The 14,006-nt window shown below is 68.9% G+C and carries 14 protein-coding genes and 1 pseudogene; 7 read left to right on the plus strand and 8 right to left on the minus strand.

Features of this window, described 5'->3' with window-relative positions:
* Positions 1–33: 33 nt before the first annotated feature.
* Positions 34–726, minus strand: coding sequence for a Crp/Fnr family transcriptional regulator (locus tag MHA02_RS08390; RefSeq protein WP_147078198.1), 693 nt, complete (start codon positions 724–726; stop codon positions 34–36).
* Positions 727–1,108: 382 nt separating this feature from the next.
* Between MHA02_RS08390 and MHA02_RS08395 the strand changes: the two genes are divergently transcribed.
* Positions 1,109–1,591, plus strand: a complete 483-nt coding sequence (locus MHA02_RS08395; RefSeq protein ID WP_238180259.1) for a BA14K family protein — start codon at positions 1,109–1,111, stop codon at positions 1,589–1,591.
* 183 nt (positions 1,592–1,774) lie between these two features.
* The gene (locus MHA02_RS08400) at positions 1,775–1,984 is read left to right on the plus strand and encodes a hypothetical protein (RefSeq protein WP_147078199.1); all 210 of its coding nucleotides are present in this window, start codon (positions 1,775–1,777) and stop codon (positions 1,982–1,984) included.
* A gap of 9 nt (positions 1,985–1,993) precedes the next feature.
* On the opposite strand, the gene MHA02_RS08405 is transcribed toward MHA02_RS08400, so the two are convergent.
* The 3 genes from MHA02_RS08405 to MHA02_RS08410 all read right to left on the minus strand — a co-directional run bounded on the left by MHA02_RS08405 (position 1,994) and on the right by MHA02_RS08410 (position 6,016).
* Positions 1,994–4,594, minus strand: a complete 2,601-nt coding sequence (locus MHA02_RS08405) for a P-loop NTPase family protein (protein ID WP_147078200.1) — start codon at positions 4,592–4,594, stop codon at positions 1,994–1,996.
* A 182-nt stretch (positions 4,595–4,776) separates the two neighbouring features.
* Complete coding sequence (locus MHA02_RS22095; protein WP_170249120.1) at positions 4,777–4,938, minus strand: hypothetical protein; 162 nt, start codon at positions 4,936–4,938, stop codon at positions 4,777–4,779.
* A 217-nt stretch (positions 4,939–5,155) separates the two neighbouring features.
* Positions 5,156–6,016, minus strand: coding sequence for a C40 family peptidase (locus MHA02_RS08410; RefSeq protein WP_147078201.1), 861 nt, complete (start codon positions 6,014–6,016; stop codon positions 5,156–5,158).
* Positions 6,017–6,492: 476 nt separating this feature from the next.
* Between MHA02_RS08410 and MHA02_RS08415 the strand changes: the two genes are divergently transcribed.
* Complete coding sequence (locus tag MHA02_RS08415) at positions 6,493–6,909, plus strand: hypothetical protein (RefSeq protein WP_147078202.1); 417 nt, start codon at positions 6,493–6,495, stop codon at positions 6,907–6,909.
* Positions 6,910–6,982: 73 nt separating this feature from the next.
* On the opposite strand, the gene MHA02_RS08420 is transcribed toward MHA02_RS08415, so the two are convergent.
* The 4 genes from MHA02_RS08420 to MHA02_RS08435 all read right to left on the minus strand — a co-directional run bounded on the left by MHA02_RS08420 (position 6,983) and on the right by MHA02_RS08435 (position 9,152).
* Entirely contained in the window at positions 6,983–7,165 is a 183-nt protein-coding gene (locus tag MHA02_RS08420; protein ID WP_147078203.1) for a hypothetical protein, read from the minus strand.
* Positions 7,166–7,484: 319 nt separating this feature from the next.
* A complete protein-coding gene (locus MHA02_RS08425) occupies positions 7,485–8,150 on the minus strand; it encodes an HAD family hydrolase (protein WP_147078204.1) in 666 nt (221 codons plus the stop codon).
* Positions 8,151–8,231: 81 nt separating this feature from the next.
* The gene (locus MHA02_RS08430; protein WP_147078205.1) at positions 8,232–8,546 is read right to left on the minus strand and encodes a hypothetical protein; all 315 of its coding nucleotides are present in this window, start codon (positions 8,544–8,546) and stop codon (positions 8,232–8,234) included.
* 231 nt (positions 8,547–8,777) lie between these two features.
* Positions 8,778–9,152 (minus strand): DUF4440 domain-containing protein, encoded by a 375-nt coding sequence (locus tag MHA02_RS08435; RefSeq protein ID WP_147078206.1) that lies wholly within the window; start codon positions 9,150–9,152, stop codon positions 8,778–8,780.
* A 636-nt stretch (positions 9,153–9,788) separates the two neighbouring features.
* On the opposite strand from MHA02_RS08435, the gene MHA02_RS08440 reads away from it, so the two are divergent.
* The 4 genes and pseudogenes from MHA02_RS08440 (at position 9,789) to MHA02_RS08460 (ending at position 13,967) form a co-directional block, all read left to right on the plus strand.
* The gene (locus MHA02_RS08440) at positions 9,789–10,679 is read left to right on the plus strand and encodes an alpha/beta hydrolase (protein ID WP_147078286.1); all 891 of its coding nucleotides are present in this window, start codon (positions 9,789–9,791) and stop codon (positions 10,677–10,679) included.
* A 49-nt stretch (positions 10,680–10,728) separates the two neighbouring features.
* Positions 10,729–10,853 (plus strand): annotated as a pseudogene (locus MHA02_RS08445) (IS5/IS1182 family transposase); the annotation flags it as partial.
* Positions 10,854–10,994: 141 nt separating this feature from the next.
* Complete coding sequence (locus tag MHA02_RS08450; protein ID WP_147078207.1) at positions 10,995–11,618, plus strand: HdeD family acid-resistance protein; 624 nt, start codon at positions 10,995–10,997, stop codon at positions 11,616–11,618.
* 429 nt (positions 11,619–12,047) lie between these two features.
* Positions 12,048–13,967 carry a hypothetical protein gene (locus MHA02_RS08460; RefSeq protein ID WP_147078208.1) on the plus strand — a complete coding sequence of 640 codons (1,920 nt, stop codon included), beginning with the start codon at positions 12,048–12,050 and terminating at the stop codon, positions 13,965–13,967.
* The last annotated feature ends 39 nt before the right edge of the window (positions 13,968–14,006 follow it).

Below are 14,006 nucleotides of genomic sequence, written 5' to 3' on the forward strand. Positions count from 1 at the left end.
TCCGACGCCATGTCATAGGAGACGACGAGCAGGTCACCCGTCCTCCCGCAAGGCCTCCGCCACTCGCGCCTCGAGCAGGTCCGGCCGGCGCAGCACGAGGGCGCCGCGGGTGCGGTCGATCAGGCCCTCGCCGGCCATGACCGTGAACTCGCGGGTCACCTGCTCGCGGCGGCAGCCGATGCGGGCAGCGAGCACGTGGTGGTAGGGCGGCGGGGTGACGACGCGCTCGCCCTCATGGCCGGCGCGGGGCACCGAGAGGCGCAGCAGCTCGGAATAGAGCCGGTGGCGCAGGTCGAGCAGTGCGTGCTCCATCAGGCGAGTGTTCAGCTCGCGCACACGCTTGGCGAGCAGGCGGAACAGCCGGTCGGCGATGATTTCGGAGGCTGAGACCATCTGGCGAAACACCGCGGCCGGCACCACGCAGACCTCGCCGCGGGTCAGAGCCGTGACGTTGGCCGAGCGGCCGATGCCGTCGATCGCCGCGAGTTCGCCGAAGAAGGCGCCCGCTCGCATCTCGCCCAGGATCACCTCCTTGCCGGACTGGGTCCGGTTGAGGATGCGCACCTCGCCGGTGGCCAGGAAATAGACGTCGGTGGAGATATCGTCGAAGTCGACCAGCACCTCGTTCTCGTCGAACCGGCGCCAGTGGCAGCGGGTCTCGTAGGGTGCGAGATCGATCTCCGGTTCCTTGAAGAACGGAATGCTCGCCAGCCGGCCACTCGACACTGCCTCACCCCCCGCCCCGACGCCGCACCGCCATAGCACGATCGCGCGGAACGGTCCGCGAGGTCGCTGCACAGGCAACCTCAGGCGCCGCACGCGGCCCGACCCCGCCGGTTGCACGGGCGTCGATGGCCTGAGGGCCGATACGATCGTGGCGTTCCGGTGCAGCAGGGTCAAGCAGGCTTGGCGCCGATGGTTCGCCAATCGTTCCGCGACGCCGGGAGGCTGGCCCGGGGCACGCGCGAGCCGGCCCGGCAATCCCGCACACGACATTACAAAACCTTTAGATAATCTTTTCGAACCAAGCCTCTCACCATTCGTTCGTCGGTTGCACCTTCGGATCCTACTTTCATTTTGACCGCCGTTCGAAGAAGAGTTTTTATCGATGTTTCAAGTGTTCAAGCCGTTGTTCGTTGCCGGCATGATTGCATCCGCCGCGATGATGGCGGCGCCCGCCTCGGCCCAGGAGGCCGGCTCGCTCCTGACTCAGCTCAAGCAGAGCGGGGCCGAGACCAGCTACGTGCGAGGCCGTGGGTTCCGCGGCAGCCACGGTGGCTTCGCCGGACGTGGTTTCGGGCGTGGCGGTTTTGCCGGCAGACGCGGCTTCGCCGGGCGCGGCGGTTACGGGCGTGGCTATGGTTACGGCTACGGCCGGCGTCGTGGCATCGGCGGTGGGGCGGCGGTCCTCGGCGGCCTCGCAGCGGGCGCCCTCATCGGCGGCGCGATCGCGGCCCAGGCGGCGCCCGCTCCGGTCTATGGTGCTCCGGGCGGTGACGCGGTCGCCTATTGCCAGCAGCGGTTCCGCTCGTACGATCCGGCCTCCGGCACCTATCTCGGCAACGACGGCGCCCGCCACGCCTGCCCGTAGTCCCGGGCGGCGATCCCACCGCCATCGAGCCCTGCACATCGTGCGGGGCTTTTTTGCGGGAAGCGGCCGGTGACAGGGCAGATCCGCCATCCACCGGGACCGTGCACCCGCAGGCGAGGCGATTAACCATTCGTCAACCATAACGCCGACACGGTATCGCCGGAGCGACGCGATGAGGACGCCATGACGCGCAACCGGGACTTCGACGCGCTGAGCGAAGCGCAGGTGGCCGCCGGGCGCACCGCGCGGCGCAGCGTCACCGCAGAGGCCGGCTTCCGGCCGCCGGCCGCGAAGACCATGGCCGAGTTGCTCGACACCATCCAGCACGTCGCCGAGGCGGCGACCGGCGAGCGCAGCTTTCTGCATCTTCAGCCGCTGCGCGACCGGGCATAAAACGTCGGCTCAGGCCGCGTGGGACGAGGCCGAGCGCTCCGCCTCGACCGCGCCGGACACCGTCACGCTGTTGCGCGCCACCGTCAGCACGACATCGAACGGCGGCAGCCGGCCGAGGGTCTCGGCGTCGGGCAGGCAGACGATCAGGCCCATGCCCTGCCGGATCATGCGCAGGCGCATGATCCGCGCGGCGATCTCTTCCGACTTTCGCTCGTCCGGCAGCAGGCCGACGACGAGGATGTCCGGGCGGCGCACGAGACAGCGCACGAGATCGATGGCCACGCGCTCGCGCGGGCCGATACCGCTTTCGGTCAGGCCCTGCCGGCGCGCCATCGCCGTACCCGGACCGCTCGAGGTCACGCGGCTGGCGAGGCCGAGCCGGTAGACCGTCGGCTCCAGACCCTGCTCGGCCAACACCTGGCGCACGAGGGCGCGCACCCGCGCCTCCGCACCGGCCTCGCCCTGCGTGATGCGGCCGAACAGGACGTTCTCTTCCAGGCTCGCGGCGGCGGTGACGCGGGCGGGATCGTAGAGATCGACCTTTTCGCGAAATTTCGGGGGCATCAGGCGCGCGAAGGAGCGGCGCGCCGAGACGATCCGTTCCTCCAGCTCGGCGTCGATCAGGCCGAAGCGGTGGCGGGTCTCGCTGTAGCGCAGCGTCAGGCCGATCAGGCGCTCGCGGTCGCGTTGCCCGGCCGGCCCGCGCCGCCAGCTGCGCCCATCGGGCTGGCGGGCGATCAGGTCCTCGAAGAAGCCGCGCTCGCGGGCCGGAAACAGCGAGAAGGCGTCGAAGAGCGGGTGGTCGTCCGGCAGATCCGCGAAGATCTCGACGGTGGAGCGGGCGATGCTCAAGCCCATCTCGACGAAGGTCCGGGTCAGCTCCTCCGCCTCGAGCACCGCCCGCAGATAGGGGTGGCGCGCCAGACGCTCCTCCGAAAAGGTCGGGCCGACGGCCTCACCGAACAGGATGTTTTCGCCGACCGCCGCCTGATGGTTGTAGAGCGCCGGGTCGAACGGCTCGACGAGCCGGGCCATGCCCTGCGCGGCCAGGGCCTCGCGCACCGCCGAGCGGGCCGCGACGATCGCCGCTGCGGCGGCCGGCTCGTCGTCGGGGTCGATCGTCCCTTCCAGCCCGCGCGAATAGATCAGCGCGTCGAGCCCGGAGAGCTTGAGGAGCGCGATGCGGCCCTTCTCGCCCAACGCCTCGCGCTCGTCGGTGCGTGCGCCGTAGAGCAGGTTCTGCTTCAGCGTGCCCTCGATCAGGATCGCTTCCGAGCCGGCGAAGGCAATGCGGTGGGCGCGCTCGGCCGGGTCGAGGCTGCGCAGGTCGACGCCGCCGAAGGTGATCGCACCGACGCTCGGCTCGATCTGTCCGGCGAGCAGCGCCGCGAGCGCCTGGGCGCCGCTGCCGCGCTCGCCGACGATGGCGACATGGGCCGGCATCGGTAGGTCGGCGGCGAGGCCGGTGAGCCGCTCGCCGCTGGCCGGATCGTAGGCGCCCGCATCGGCCGCGATCAGTCCGCCGGAGGCCGGGAAGGCCGCGCGGCGATGCTGGGCCGGACGCTTGTCGGTCAGGCCGTCGAGGGTCTGCGACAGCCGGCGATAGACGGGCGTCACCTCGATCCGGAGGAACCACAGCCGCAGGAAGGCCGTGACCAAGCCGGCGGCGAGGACGAAGGCGCCGGCCGCCGCCGCGAGGGCACCGGGCAGGACCCGCTCGGCCTCGATCGGTGCGCCCGGACCGCGCCAGAGCGCCGTCGCCACCAGGATCGCCGGCAGCAGCACGGCCAGCGCCAGCGCGGGCGCACGGGCATAGGCGAGCGCGCCCTCCGCCCGTGCCAGCGTGCCGTGTGTCGCCCGCGCGCGCAGGCCGAGGCGGCGCCGCTCGAACATCGCCGAGCCGTGGACGCGCACGGCCGGCATCCTCAGGATCAGGTCGCCGAGCCCGGCCTCGGCGGCCGCGCGCTCACGCTGCCGCAGGTCGGTGCGATCGCCGCCGCGGCGGATCTGGAGGGCGCGGGCGAGGCCGATGGCGAACAGGCCGATCGCCACCGCCGGCACGAGGCGCGGCGCAGCGAGGGCCGCGGTGAGCAGGGCCAGCAGCACCGCGGCGAGCGTCATCGCCGGCACGAGGATTCCGGCCGCCGGTAATCCCGCCAGCGCCGCGCCGATCAGGGCGGGCAGCGCGCGCACGTCCTCGCGGGCGCCCGGCGGTGCACGCAGGATCGCGTCCGTGGCGGCGGCGCGCAGGCGGGTCGCGGCGCGGGCTTGCGCGGAGAAGCAGACCCGGGCGACGAGCCAGCCGAGCCCGGCGAAGGCCAGGGCCGAAGCCGCGAGGCCGATGAGGGCCGCGACTTCGAGGCCGTGCTCGCTCAATGGGAAGCCGGGGGCGATCGGCAGCAGCCGCGCCGGCTCGCCGGGAAGCGGCAGGGCGAGCGCGAGGAACGGCAGCGGCCCGGGCGCGCCCGGGCTCAGCAGGGCGATCAGGTCGCGCAGGCAGAGCAGGGCGAACAGGGCGAGCGGCGCGCCGAGGCCGACCCCGAGCGCCACGGCGGTCGCGTGCTGCCGCCGTGCCGACGACCACGCGAACAGGATCGGATCACGCTCCATCGACGGGCCGCCTGCGGCTGCGATGGTGGGGCTCGATGCGCATCATATCAGGCGCGGCTTAGAGGATCGCAGGATTGCAGGGAAGCGTGCGCGAGCCGGCAAGGCTGCGACCCGAGGTCGACGCCGGTGGCCACAGCGGGCTCTTTGTGCAGCTTCGACTGGCGCTTCGGCGGCCGGCAGGACTACTCGTGCCGGGTATCGGCCACGGCGGCGCGCTCGGTCCAGGCCACCCGCAGGTCTTTCACCATCTGCCTGACGAACATCTCGATCGACACGTACGAGAAGATCGCGATGGCGACGATCAGCGTGAGGGAAACCAGGGTCTTGGCGGTCGCGACGTCCACGGCGAAGAGTCCTAAAGCAATGTGTCAGGCGAAGGGCTGAATGGGAGGGCCTGAGTTTCCGTGCGCTCAGCGCATGACCTCGTATGAGCCTGTCGGATACCCAACGCCGTGCGCAGGCGCACGTCGTCTTGCCCCCGAGAGGTTTCGCACCGGCACCGCTAAGGATTCGCAAAACTCTCAGAATCAATCCGAGAGTCTTCGTGCCTTATCCGTCAGATCACGCGGCGCTCCGCGGCAGTCGTCGGATCGACGTGACCGCTCCGAAGCTCTTCTCGGCGATCCGCGCCACCGCCTCGCGCAACGGCTCCACCGCCACCGTCATGTGATGGCCGTTGGCGTGAATGAGGCGGTCGGTGTCGAGCATCAGGCCGACATGGCCTTTCCAGAAGACGAGGTCGCCACGCAGCAGCCCGTCGAGGCCGGGCGGCAAGGCGTCGCCCAGGGCCGCTTCCTGCATGTCGGCGTCGCGGGGACACGCGATCCCCGCCATCAGGAGGGAGAGCTGCACGAGGCCCGAGCAGTCGAGCCCGAGGCTGGTGCGACCGCCCCACAGATAGGGCGTGCCGACGAGGCGCTCGGCGGTGCCGCCGAAGTCGGGCTCGCGGTGCTGCACGGTCTCGGCATGCGCAGCGAAAACGTACGCGTCGGCACCGACGCGCAAAAAGTCGCCGTCGCGGTCCTGCGCGGAAACGCTTGCGCCGAGGCTGAGGTAGCCGCCATTCGGCCGCTTCATGTTCGGCTCGGGGTAGAGGAAGGTGCGGAGCGCCGTGACCCGGTGGGTTGGGGCCGGATCCACCGGCCCAAGGGCATCCTCGGGGACGTAGCCGACATAGCCGTCGAGCCCGAGCTGCACGAAGGCGAAACCGTCGGTGACGTCATAGACCGTCACCGGCTCGCCCATCACCGCCTCGGTGTCGAGCCCGGCCTCGACCCGCGGCGTACGGCGCAGCGGTGCGGAGGCCGCGACCACCCGCCGGGGTTGACCCTCGACGAACCGCTCCGCCTCGACCAGTCCGCGCAGGCGGCTGTCGGCGAGGTCGGGCCGGGCGGGGGTGAGGCGTGGATCGCGAGTGGTCATGCGCGGGATCGGATGCCCGGTGGCCGGCGCATGTCAACGGGAACCGGCGCATCGCTGACCGTGGAAGCTCGCGTGGGGGTCGGGGCCTCCTTCGCATGACGCAGCCGGGCCGATCCCGAGGCCTCGGCCGACGTTCTCCGGGCCGGGGCGTGTCGAGCCTCGGCGTGCCCTTCGCCTCGACGATGCGGGCGTCGGGTAGCGCCCTCGGTCCGATCGCACCGCGCTTCGGCCGCTCGACAGCAACTGCGGCAGCCAAGGCGATACGCAGCGAGCAGATCGGTTCGCGCTCGCGAACGTCGTGCGATCGATAAATCCGATCGCGTTCGGTGCTCAGGAGGCTATAGCGCTCGCTCTGCGATCGACTTCGACAGCAACATGGCGAAACATTTCTGCGACAATCTGCGGACCAGCGCTCTGGATCTCCTGGCCTCGCCACGACGTTGGCGGGGCAGACTTTCAGATTGGAGATGGTATCGATGAAACATCTTGCTTTGGCCTCGACGGCGCTCGTTGCCGCATTCGCCTTCATGCCGGCGAGCGCCGATGCGCAGGGTTTCCGTGGCGGCGGCTTCCACGGCGGTGGATTCGGTGGGTTCCGTGGCGGCGGTTTCCGGGGAGCGCGCTTCGGCGGCTACGGCGGCGGCTTCCGTGGCGCTCGCTTCGGTGGCGGTTACGGACGTGGCTTCTACGGTCGCCGAGGGATCGGATACGGTCTCGGCGGCCTCGGGCTCGGCGTCGGCCTGGGCCTCGCTGCCGGCGGTCTCTACGGCGACTACGGCTACGCGCCCGTAGGCTATGGCGGCTACGGCTATGGATATGCGCCGGCAGCCTACGGCGGGTATGGCTACGGTTATCGCCGGCCGTATCCGGGCTATTACGGCTACGGCTACTGAAGCCGATCCCACCCGCGAATGACACCGGCCGCCTCCCGACGAGGCGGCCGTTTCTTTATGGCCGTGTGACCGTTCAGCCGGCGCCGTAGCCGCCTTTTTCGTTGCTCGACGTCCGATCCGGCGAGTGATCGTCGTAGCCGCCCGTCTTTGGTCCCTTGTCCTTGTCGGACTCGCCCGCCGGTGCGGTCGGCCCGCTGGGGGGTGCCTGCTCCGTCGGGTCGATCGTGGGGCGGATCGGTTTCTCCGGCGTCGTCATTCGCGTTTGCTCCATATGGCTCTCAGGGAAGCTTTCAAAGCGCACGCGTGTTCCGAACCGCACGGGCACCGATCGGCCTCGATTCACGGAGTTGGCCGGCATCGACGTCCGCACCCTCCGCCTATGGCGGCGACAGCGCCGAACGGATCGATGGTTACACCGGCGGCGATAAACCGCCGTGCGGTGCCAATGGCAATCGGGTCACTGCTCGGTCCAAGCGGAGGCTCGGCCCGACGCTCGTGGCAACGGTCGCGGCCCGTAGAGCGGGCTTCCCCGGGCAGGCCCGCTAGCCGGCCGGGCAACACTTCGGCCGGCGCGATCAGCGCGCGGCGAGTGGCGATCGATCGAAGCCGTCGAGCAGGTCCTGCGGATCGCGATAGATCGCGATGCAGCCGGCGGCCGACAGATCGGCTTCGGGAAAGCCGCCGCAGAGCACGCCGACCGTCGCAAGTCCGGCCTTGCCGGCGGCCTCGGCGTCGTAAGGCGTATCGCCCACGACCAGGATCGACGCCGTATCGAGCGGTGCGAGCTTTGTCAGGGCTGCCTCGAAGATGTCCGGATGAGGCTTCGACCGCTCGGCGTCGTCGGACGAGGTCGTCGTGTCCACCAGGTCGGCGATTCCCAGGATCTCCTGATAATGCTCGACCTCGTCGCGCTTGCCGGAAGAAGCAAGCGCGACGGTCATGTCCGCCGCGCGGATGCGCTCGAACAGGGCGCGGACACCGGGAAACGGCTTCACCCGATCGAGATAGTCGCGCTTGAACAGGTCGGAGCGCCAGGCCTCGATCGTCTTGCCGTCGCGCTCCACGCGGTCCGGCGGCAGAAACACCGGCATCAATTCGTCCCCGCCCTTGCCGATCTGGCTGCGGACCCGCTCGGGATCGGTCTCGACCCCGAAATGCGCAAAGGCCTCGACCCAGGCCTGCGCGTGCAGGTCGACACTGTCGAGCAGCGTGCCGTCGATGTCGAAGATCACTGCCCGCATGTCCATATCCTTCGCGCCGCCCGCACTCGGCAGCAGACGCCCTCGTGAGCCTTCGGAGGAGCCGGGGCTCCCCAGATCCCGTCAGTTGCCGAGGGAGGGACCGCCGGCCGCGCCGCCCGTGCCGGGCGGACCGCTCGTCGGCGTCCCGCCGATATTCACGTCCGGCGTCGTGCCCGGCACGGAGGCGTTGCTGCGGCTCGCCGCGTTGCCGGCCGGTGCCTCGGGGCTGCGGGTGTCGAGCGTTCCGCTGCGGACGGTCCCGGCCGGTACGCCGCCGACGACCGGCGGCGGGGCGACACCGGTATTGGCCGCGCCACCGGTCGTGATCTGCGCCAGGGCCGGGCCGGCCAGGGCGAGCCCCAGGGCGCCTGCGAGAGCCATCGTCATGCGTGTCATCGAGCGTATCCGTGTGATCCGGCGCATGATGCGGGACTGGGGAATCCGGCTTCCCGGAAACATCATGCGGCGACAATGAGCCGGAGCGGGCTGCGGTTTCCGTGAAAGAGCGGCATGCTCCGGAGATCCGCCGGCAACGGGCGGTGGCGCGCGAAGTTCACCATCGCGGTTTCGCGATGATCCTGTGCGATGTGGGCGACGACGGCTCGGCCGTCGCCCCACTCCCGGCGCTCAGCCCTTCTCCACGACCCCGGAGATGGCGGCCGGCAGCGTCTGCTGGTGCTGCACCACGCGCCATTCGTCATGCGCGAGCCGGCGGTAGGTCGAGGTGCAATAGGCCTCGTACGTCTCGTCCCCGCGCGAGGCCTTCGCCTGATAGGCAATGACGATGAGCCCTTCCTGCGGCCGGGCGATCTGACCCTTCGCCAGTTCCACCTCCGTCCAGCGCGGGGTGCCGGCGACGGCCTCGATGGCCTGAACCCCGCTCATGGCGAAGGGCGGGTGCGGCAACACCATCAGGCAGGACTCGTCGATCAGCTTGCGATAGTTCTCTTCGTCTCCGGTCCAGAGGCTCTTCTCGAAAGACCAAACCCGCTCGTCGTCCATCGTGTTCTCCTCAGATCCGCGAAGTGACCGGAGAAGAGCGCGAGGCGGGGTTCGTTCCGGGCATGCGGCATTGCGGATCGCAGCGGGCGAGCGATTCGTCGTCTTCGGCGTTGCGATGGCACTCTGCCGATCGGCACGGACGCCCAGTCCCGCGACCGGTCCCGATCACCATGCGGCGTAGGGGCTGGGCAGGTCGGGATTGTCCAACACACCGCATGCGTCGAACGGGGAGGCTTTGCCGGGCAACATCAACCGCAGTGCGACACCTTCGTGCAAAGCTCGGTTTCATTGAACGCTTCTCTGAGGCAGAGTTGAAGACGTCGCATCATGTCCAAGTGGATGTGAAGTCCTGGAAAGTCTGGGCTTGCGCCTGAGGGACGCCTTCTGCCCTCATGATGCTCCAGGTCCGCTCCTTGGCGGCACAGCCTGGTCGAGTTTGTCACCACCAAATTCACAATACAGTCGCAGCACGTTGCGCATTTGGTCCGGCAGAGATCCACGTTGTTGATTTGAAAGGCTTCACGCGAGCCATTTTCAAAAATGGGCCTGCATGCAAAAGTATTCGCTTGGACACGTAAAAGGCTTGCCCCTTCATTGGCAGGGAGTGCCTTCCCCGTGGCTGGAACGGAGCGAGAGATGCCGCCATCCGAAATCGACCTCATCCGGGCTCGCCTCGCCGCGCATCCAAGGCGGGCCGACCTCGCGGCGCGGCGCGAGCGGATCGATGATCTCGGGGCGGGCTACGTGCTGCCGCCGGACGTGGTCGTAGAACCGGTCAGTGCTCACGGCGTGCCAGCGGAGTGGACGCGCACGCCCGCGGCGAGCGGCGGCCGTGTCGTGCTGTTCTTGCACGGAGGCGGCTACGTCTCCGGCTCACTGACGAGCCATCGCCACATGATTGCGCAGGCTGGCCGCGAGGCTGAGGCACGCACCCTCGCGCTGGATTACCGGCTCGCTCCCGAGCACCCGTTTCCGGCCGCTCTCGAGGATGCGCTCGCCGGATATCGCTTCCTTCTCGATGCGAATGTCGCCCCGACACAGATCGCGCTTGCGGGTGAGAGCGCGGGGGGCGGTCTTGCACTCGCGACGGTCCTGTCGTTGCGAGAAGCGGGATTGCCGCTACCGGGATGCCTTTGGCTCAGCTCCCCCTGGACCGATCTCGCCCTGATCGGTGCCAGTATGGAGGCCAAAGCCGCCGTCGATCCGTTGCTCAGCCGGACCTACCTCACCGAACTCGCAAACCTCTACCTCGACGGGGCCGATGCGCGGGACCCGCTCGTCTCGCCGATCTACGCCGATCTGACAGGCGTGCCGCCGATGCTGATCCAGGTCGGCTCGGCTGAAACGCTGCTCGACGACTCCATTCGATTGGCCGCTGCCGCGGGCGCTGTGGACGTATCCGTGCGTCTCGCGATCTGGCCGCACATGATCCATGCCTGGCATCTATTTTACCAAGAGGTCGCAGATGGACGGCGTTCGCTGGCGGAGGCCGGCGCCTTCATCAGAGCGCATCTCGACGGGGCCTGAGCGCCACGCCGTTTTGCAGTCCGATGCACCGCGCGAGATCTACGGGGTGCTTTACCGCGGTCGTAACCCATCGAGAGGATGTTCTGTCGCCTCAGGGACTTCCGTCGCGCGGCGACTCGCTACGATCGCCTCAGCGCCATCCGTATCGCGACAACCGTCAGCTACTGGTTATGATACCCGATTCTAGTATTCGATACTAGGTAATCATGGTATATCGTTGTTTTTGAGCACGTGAGATCACGGTAGAATGCGTGTCACCGATTGTCGCCGCGCAGCGCTCGTCGCTGGCGTCGACGGAGCGACCCGGAGGCTACAATGTCCAACTCAAATACCGCATCACCCGCGAGCTCTTCGGGTTTATCGCGCCGCGGCTTAGCCCGACTCGACGCAATGAGCTCGGTGCTCGCGCGCAACTGGTGGATCGTAGCGCTGCGCGGAATTTTCGCGGTTCTGTTTGGAATCCTCGCGTTTGCAGCGCCGCAGGCCTTTCTGCTCGCGTTGGCTCTATACTTCGCTGTCTACATGCTGGTCGACGGTGGGTGGACGATCGCTTCAGCGATCCGCGCGGCACAGAAGCACGAGCGCTACGGGTTCCTGCTGCTCGAAGGCATCGTCGACATCCTTGTCGGCATGGCTGCGGCGCTGATCCCCGCCGCGGCGATCTGGGCCTTCGTGCTTCTGGTCGCGACGTGGGCGCTTGTCACGGGTGGACTGATGATCGCTGCCGCCTTTCGGCTGCATCTCCATTATGGCCGTTGGTGGCTCGGACTCGGCGGCGTGATTTCGATCATGTTCGGACTGGCGCTGGCCATCAATCCCGGCATGTCGGCGATCGTGCTGGCATTGTGGATGGGCATCTACAGCGTCGCTTTCGGCGTGATGCTTCTCATTCTCGCCTTCAATCTACGCGGTCGCCGCGGTAGCCCTGTTGTGTCTTAGGGGTGCCGACAGCGAGGTTACCTGCAGTATCCAAGATGCGCTCGTCAACATTAGTCTGATCCGCTTCATCTATCCGGCTCACCGGCTGGGGCGCGGCGTCGGGCTGAACGCCTTCGTCGTCGGCGTCGGCTTCGCGGTAGGCCCGACCGTCGCGTCGCTGGTTCTCGTCAATGCGCCGTCGACGTGCCGATCGGCCTCAGCGCCCTGGCGCTGGCCTGGAGCGCATCGTCAGGCCTGAGATCTCACCACTGGTCGTTCCAATAGTGGAAAAGAGATTTCGGCCACGTGAGAAAAACTAAGCCGTAGCGTCGTGGGAGATACATAACAATTTATTCCAAAGTTGATCGATAATGATCACTTAACCATAGAACATCAATATAGAAACCATGGTCTGCTTCTGGAGTTAGAATTTCACTCCTGGAGGATCACATGTCGACATCTCCCCTATCGATACTCGGCCAGCCCACGCGCTCGCTCGAATGGCTGATCGGCCCCGATGCGCTGCTGTCCTCGACGGCACTGGCGACCGGACAACTCGGTACGCTCGGCCCCATCGCCTCGCTCGTCGAAGGCGGGCTCGATCTCACCAGAACCGACGGTGCCGCATCAGGGCTCACCGGCTCGGCCACCGGGATCGCCAATCAGGCGGTGATCGACTTTCATGCCGCGCTGGAAAATCTCGGCCATGAAGTCGCCCCGCTGAACGGTCCGCTGCACGCCCTGACCCATCTCGGCGAGACCGTCGGACTCGGTCATATTGGCCAGCCCGGCAACATCGTCACCGATCTGACGGCGATACCGGCTGCCGTGGCCGGCGGCGGTGGCCTTGCCTCGGCGGTGCCTCTGCTCGACGATCTCGGCGACGCCCTCGGCGCGAGCGACGGTCTGGTCGCTTCGGTCAGCGGGAGCGCGACCGGGAGCAACCTGCTCGCGCCCAACGGCCTGCTCGCGCCGGTCTCGAGCCTCGCCAACGCCGTCGTGCTCGATCTCCACGCGAACATCGAGGGTCTCGGCCACGATCTGCCGATTCTGAACGAGGCGCTCCACGGCCTCACCGCGCTCGGCGAAACGGTCGGGCTCGGGCATCTCGGCACCAGCGGTAACCTGCTGACCGACGTCGTCGGTCTGCCCGGCGGCCTGCTGGGCGGCCAGGGGCTCGATGCGCTCTCGCCGATCCTCGGCGATCTCGGCCATGTCACCGGCGCGGCGACGGGCCTGCTCGGCGACGTCATCAACATTCCGGGGAGCCTGCTCGGGGGCGCCGCGACCGGCACGCCCCTCGACGGCGTGCTGGCGCCTGTGACGTCGCTCCTCGGCGGCCTGACCGGCGGGCATTCGGGGCTCCCGCTCGACGGCCTTCTCGGCGGGCTGACCGGCGACGGTGGCGGCGTGCTGGCACCCGTCACCGCCCTCCTTGGCGGCGTGACGGGCGGCGGCGGTCCGCTCGGCGGCGACCTGCTCGGCCCCGGCGGCGTCCTGCAGCCGGTGGGCAACGTGGCCAATGGGCTGATCGACGGCATTCATGCCAACATCGAGAACCTGGGCCACGACATCCCGATCCTGAACGTGCCGCTGCACGAGGTCATCAACCTCGGCACGACCGTCGGACTCGGTGCGCTGGGCGAGGGCAACAACCTCCTCACCGACGTCGTCAATCTGCCCGGCGACATTCTGAGCGGAAACGGTCCGGCCGGCATCGGTCAGGTCGCGGGTGACGTCGGCCACGTCGCGGATGCGGCCGGCGCGGTGGTCGGAAGCGTTCCCGGCGTGATCGACGGTCTCCTCTCCGGCGGCGCCGGGACGGGCACGCCGCTCGATGGGGTCCTCGGCGGCCTCACCGGCGGTGGCGGCGGCGCACTCGCGCCCGTGCTGTCCACCGTCGGCGGACTGACCGCGGGCGGCACGCCGCTCACAGGGATCCTCGGCGGCCTGACCGGTGGCGGTTCGGACGGGACACATCCGCTGATCGACGTGGCGGCCGGCCCGACCACTGCGACGCCGCTCGCGAATGTTGGGGTCCTCACGCCCCCGGCCGATCCGGCGCACACGGTCCAGGTCGGAGCGATCGGCGTCGGCGCCGAGCAACCGGGTCTGCTCAGCGCCGGCCTGCTCGCCGGCGACGGCATCGCCTTCCCGGCGACGGGCGGCGGCGGCGGAGACGCGCTCGTCGGCCATGTCCTCGACATCGTCCACACCGCGACCTCCGGGCCGGCGGATGCGGGCGCCTCGCACGATGCCGGCCTCGATCTGGGGGTCCTCTCGATCGATCTCGGCGGCCATGCGGAAGCCCATCACACCGATCCGACCCCGCACGGCGCGACGGGCGGGCTCCACCTGCTCGGGCTGTAGCACCCGCCCCCCGCCGCCCCGCAGCGGCGGGGGACCTTC

The sequence above is a fragment of the Methylobacterium haplocladii genome (assembly GCF_007992175.1).
GTDB classification, from domain to species: Bacteria; Pseudomonadota; Alphaproteobacteria; order Rhizobiales; family Beijerinckiaceae; genus Methylobacterium; species Methylobacterium haplocladii.

Excerpts from the sequence above, each read along its gene's own strand:
- MHA02_RS08395 (WP_238180259.1), top strand. The coding sequence starts at position 1,109 with ATGTTTCAAGTGTTCAAGCCGTTGTTCGTTGCCGGCATGATTGCATCC.
- MHA02_RS08400 (WP_147078199.1), top strand. The coding sequence starts at position 1,775 with ATGACGCGCAACCGGGACTTCGACGCGCTGAGCGAAGCGCAGGTGGCC.
- MHA02_RS08405 (WP_147078200.1), bottom strand. The coding sequence starts at position 4,594 with ATGGAGCGTGATCCGATCCTGTTCGCGTGGTCGTCGGCACGGCGGCAG.
- MHA02_RS08410 (WP_147078201.1), bottom strand. The coding sequence starts at position 6,016 with ATGACCACTCGCGATCCACGCCTCACCCCCGCCCGGCCCGACCTCGCC.
- MHA02_RS08415 (WP_147078202.1), top strand. The coding sequence starts at position 6,493 with ATGAAACATCTTGCTTTGGCCTCGACGGCGCTCGTTGCCGCATTCGCC.
- MHA02_RS08420 (WP_147078203.1), bottom strand. The coding sequence starts at position 7,165 with ATGACGACGCCGGAGAAACCGATCCGCCCCACGATCGACCCGACGGAG.
- MHA02_RS08425 (WP_147078204.1), bottom strand. The coding sequence starts at position 8,150 with ATGCGGGCAGTGATCTTCGACATCGACGGCACGCTGCTCGACAGTGTC.
- MHA02_RS08430 (WP_147078205.1), bottom strand. The coding sequence starts at position 8,546 with ATGACACGCATGACGATGGCTCTCGCAGGCGCCCTGGGGCTCGCCCTG.
- MHA02_RS08435 (WP_147078206.1), bottom strand. The coding sequence starts at position 9,152 with ATGGACGACGAGCGGGTTTGGTCTTTCGAGAAGAGCCTCTGGACCGGA.
- MHA02_RS08440 (WP_147078286.1), top strand. The coding sequence starts at position 9,789 with ATGCCGCCATCCGAAATCGACCTCATCCGGGCTCGCCTCGCCGCGCAT.
- MHA02_RS08450 (WP_147078207.1), top strand. The coding sequence starts at position 10,995 with ATGTCCAACTCAAATACCGCATCACCCGCGAGCTCTTCGGGTTTATCG.
- MHA02_RS08460 (WP_147078208.1), top strand. The coding sequence starts at position 12,048 with ATGTCGACATCTCCCCTATCGATACTCGGCCAGCCCACGCGCTCGCTC.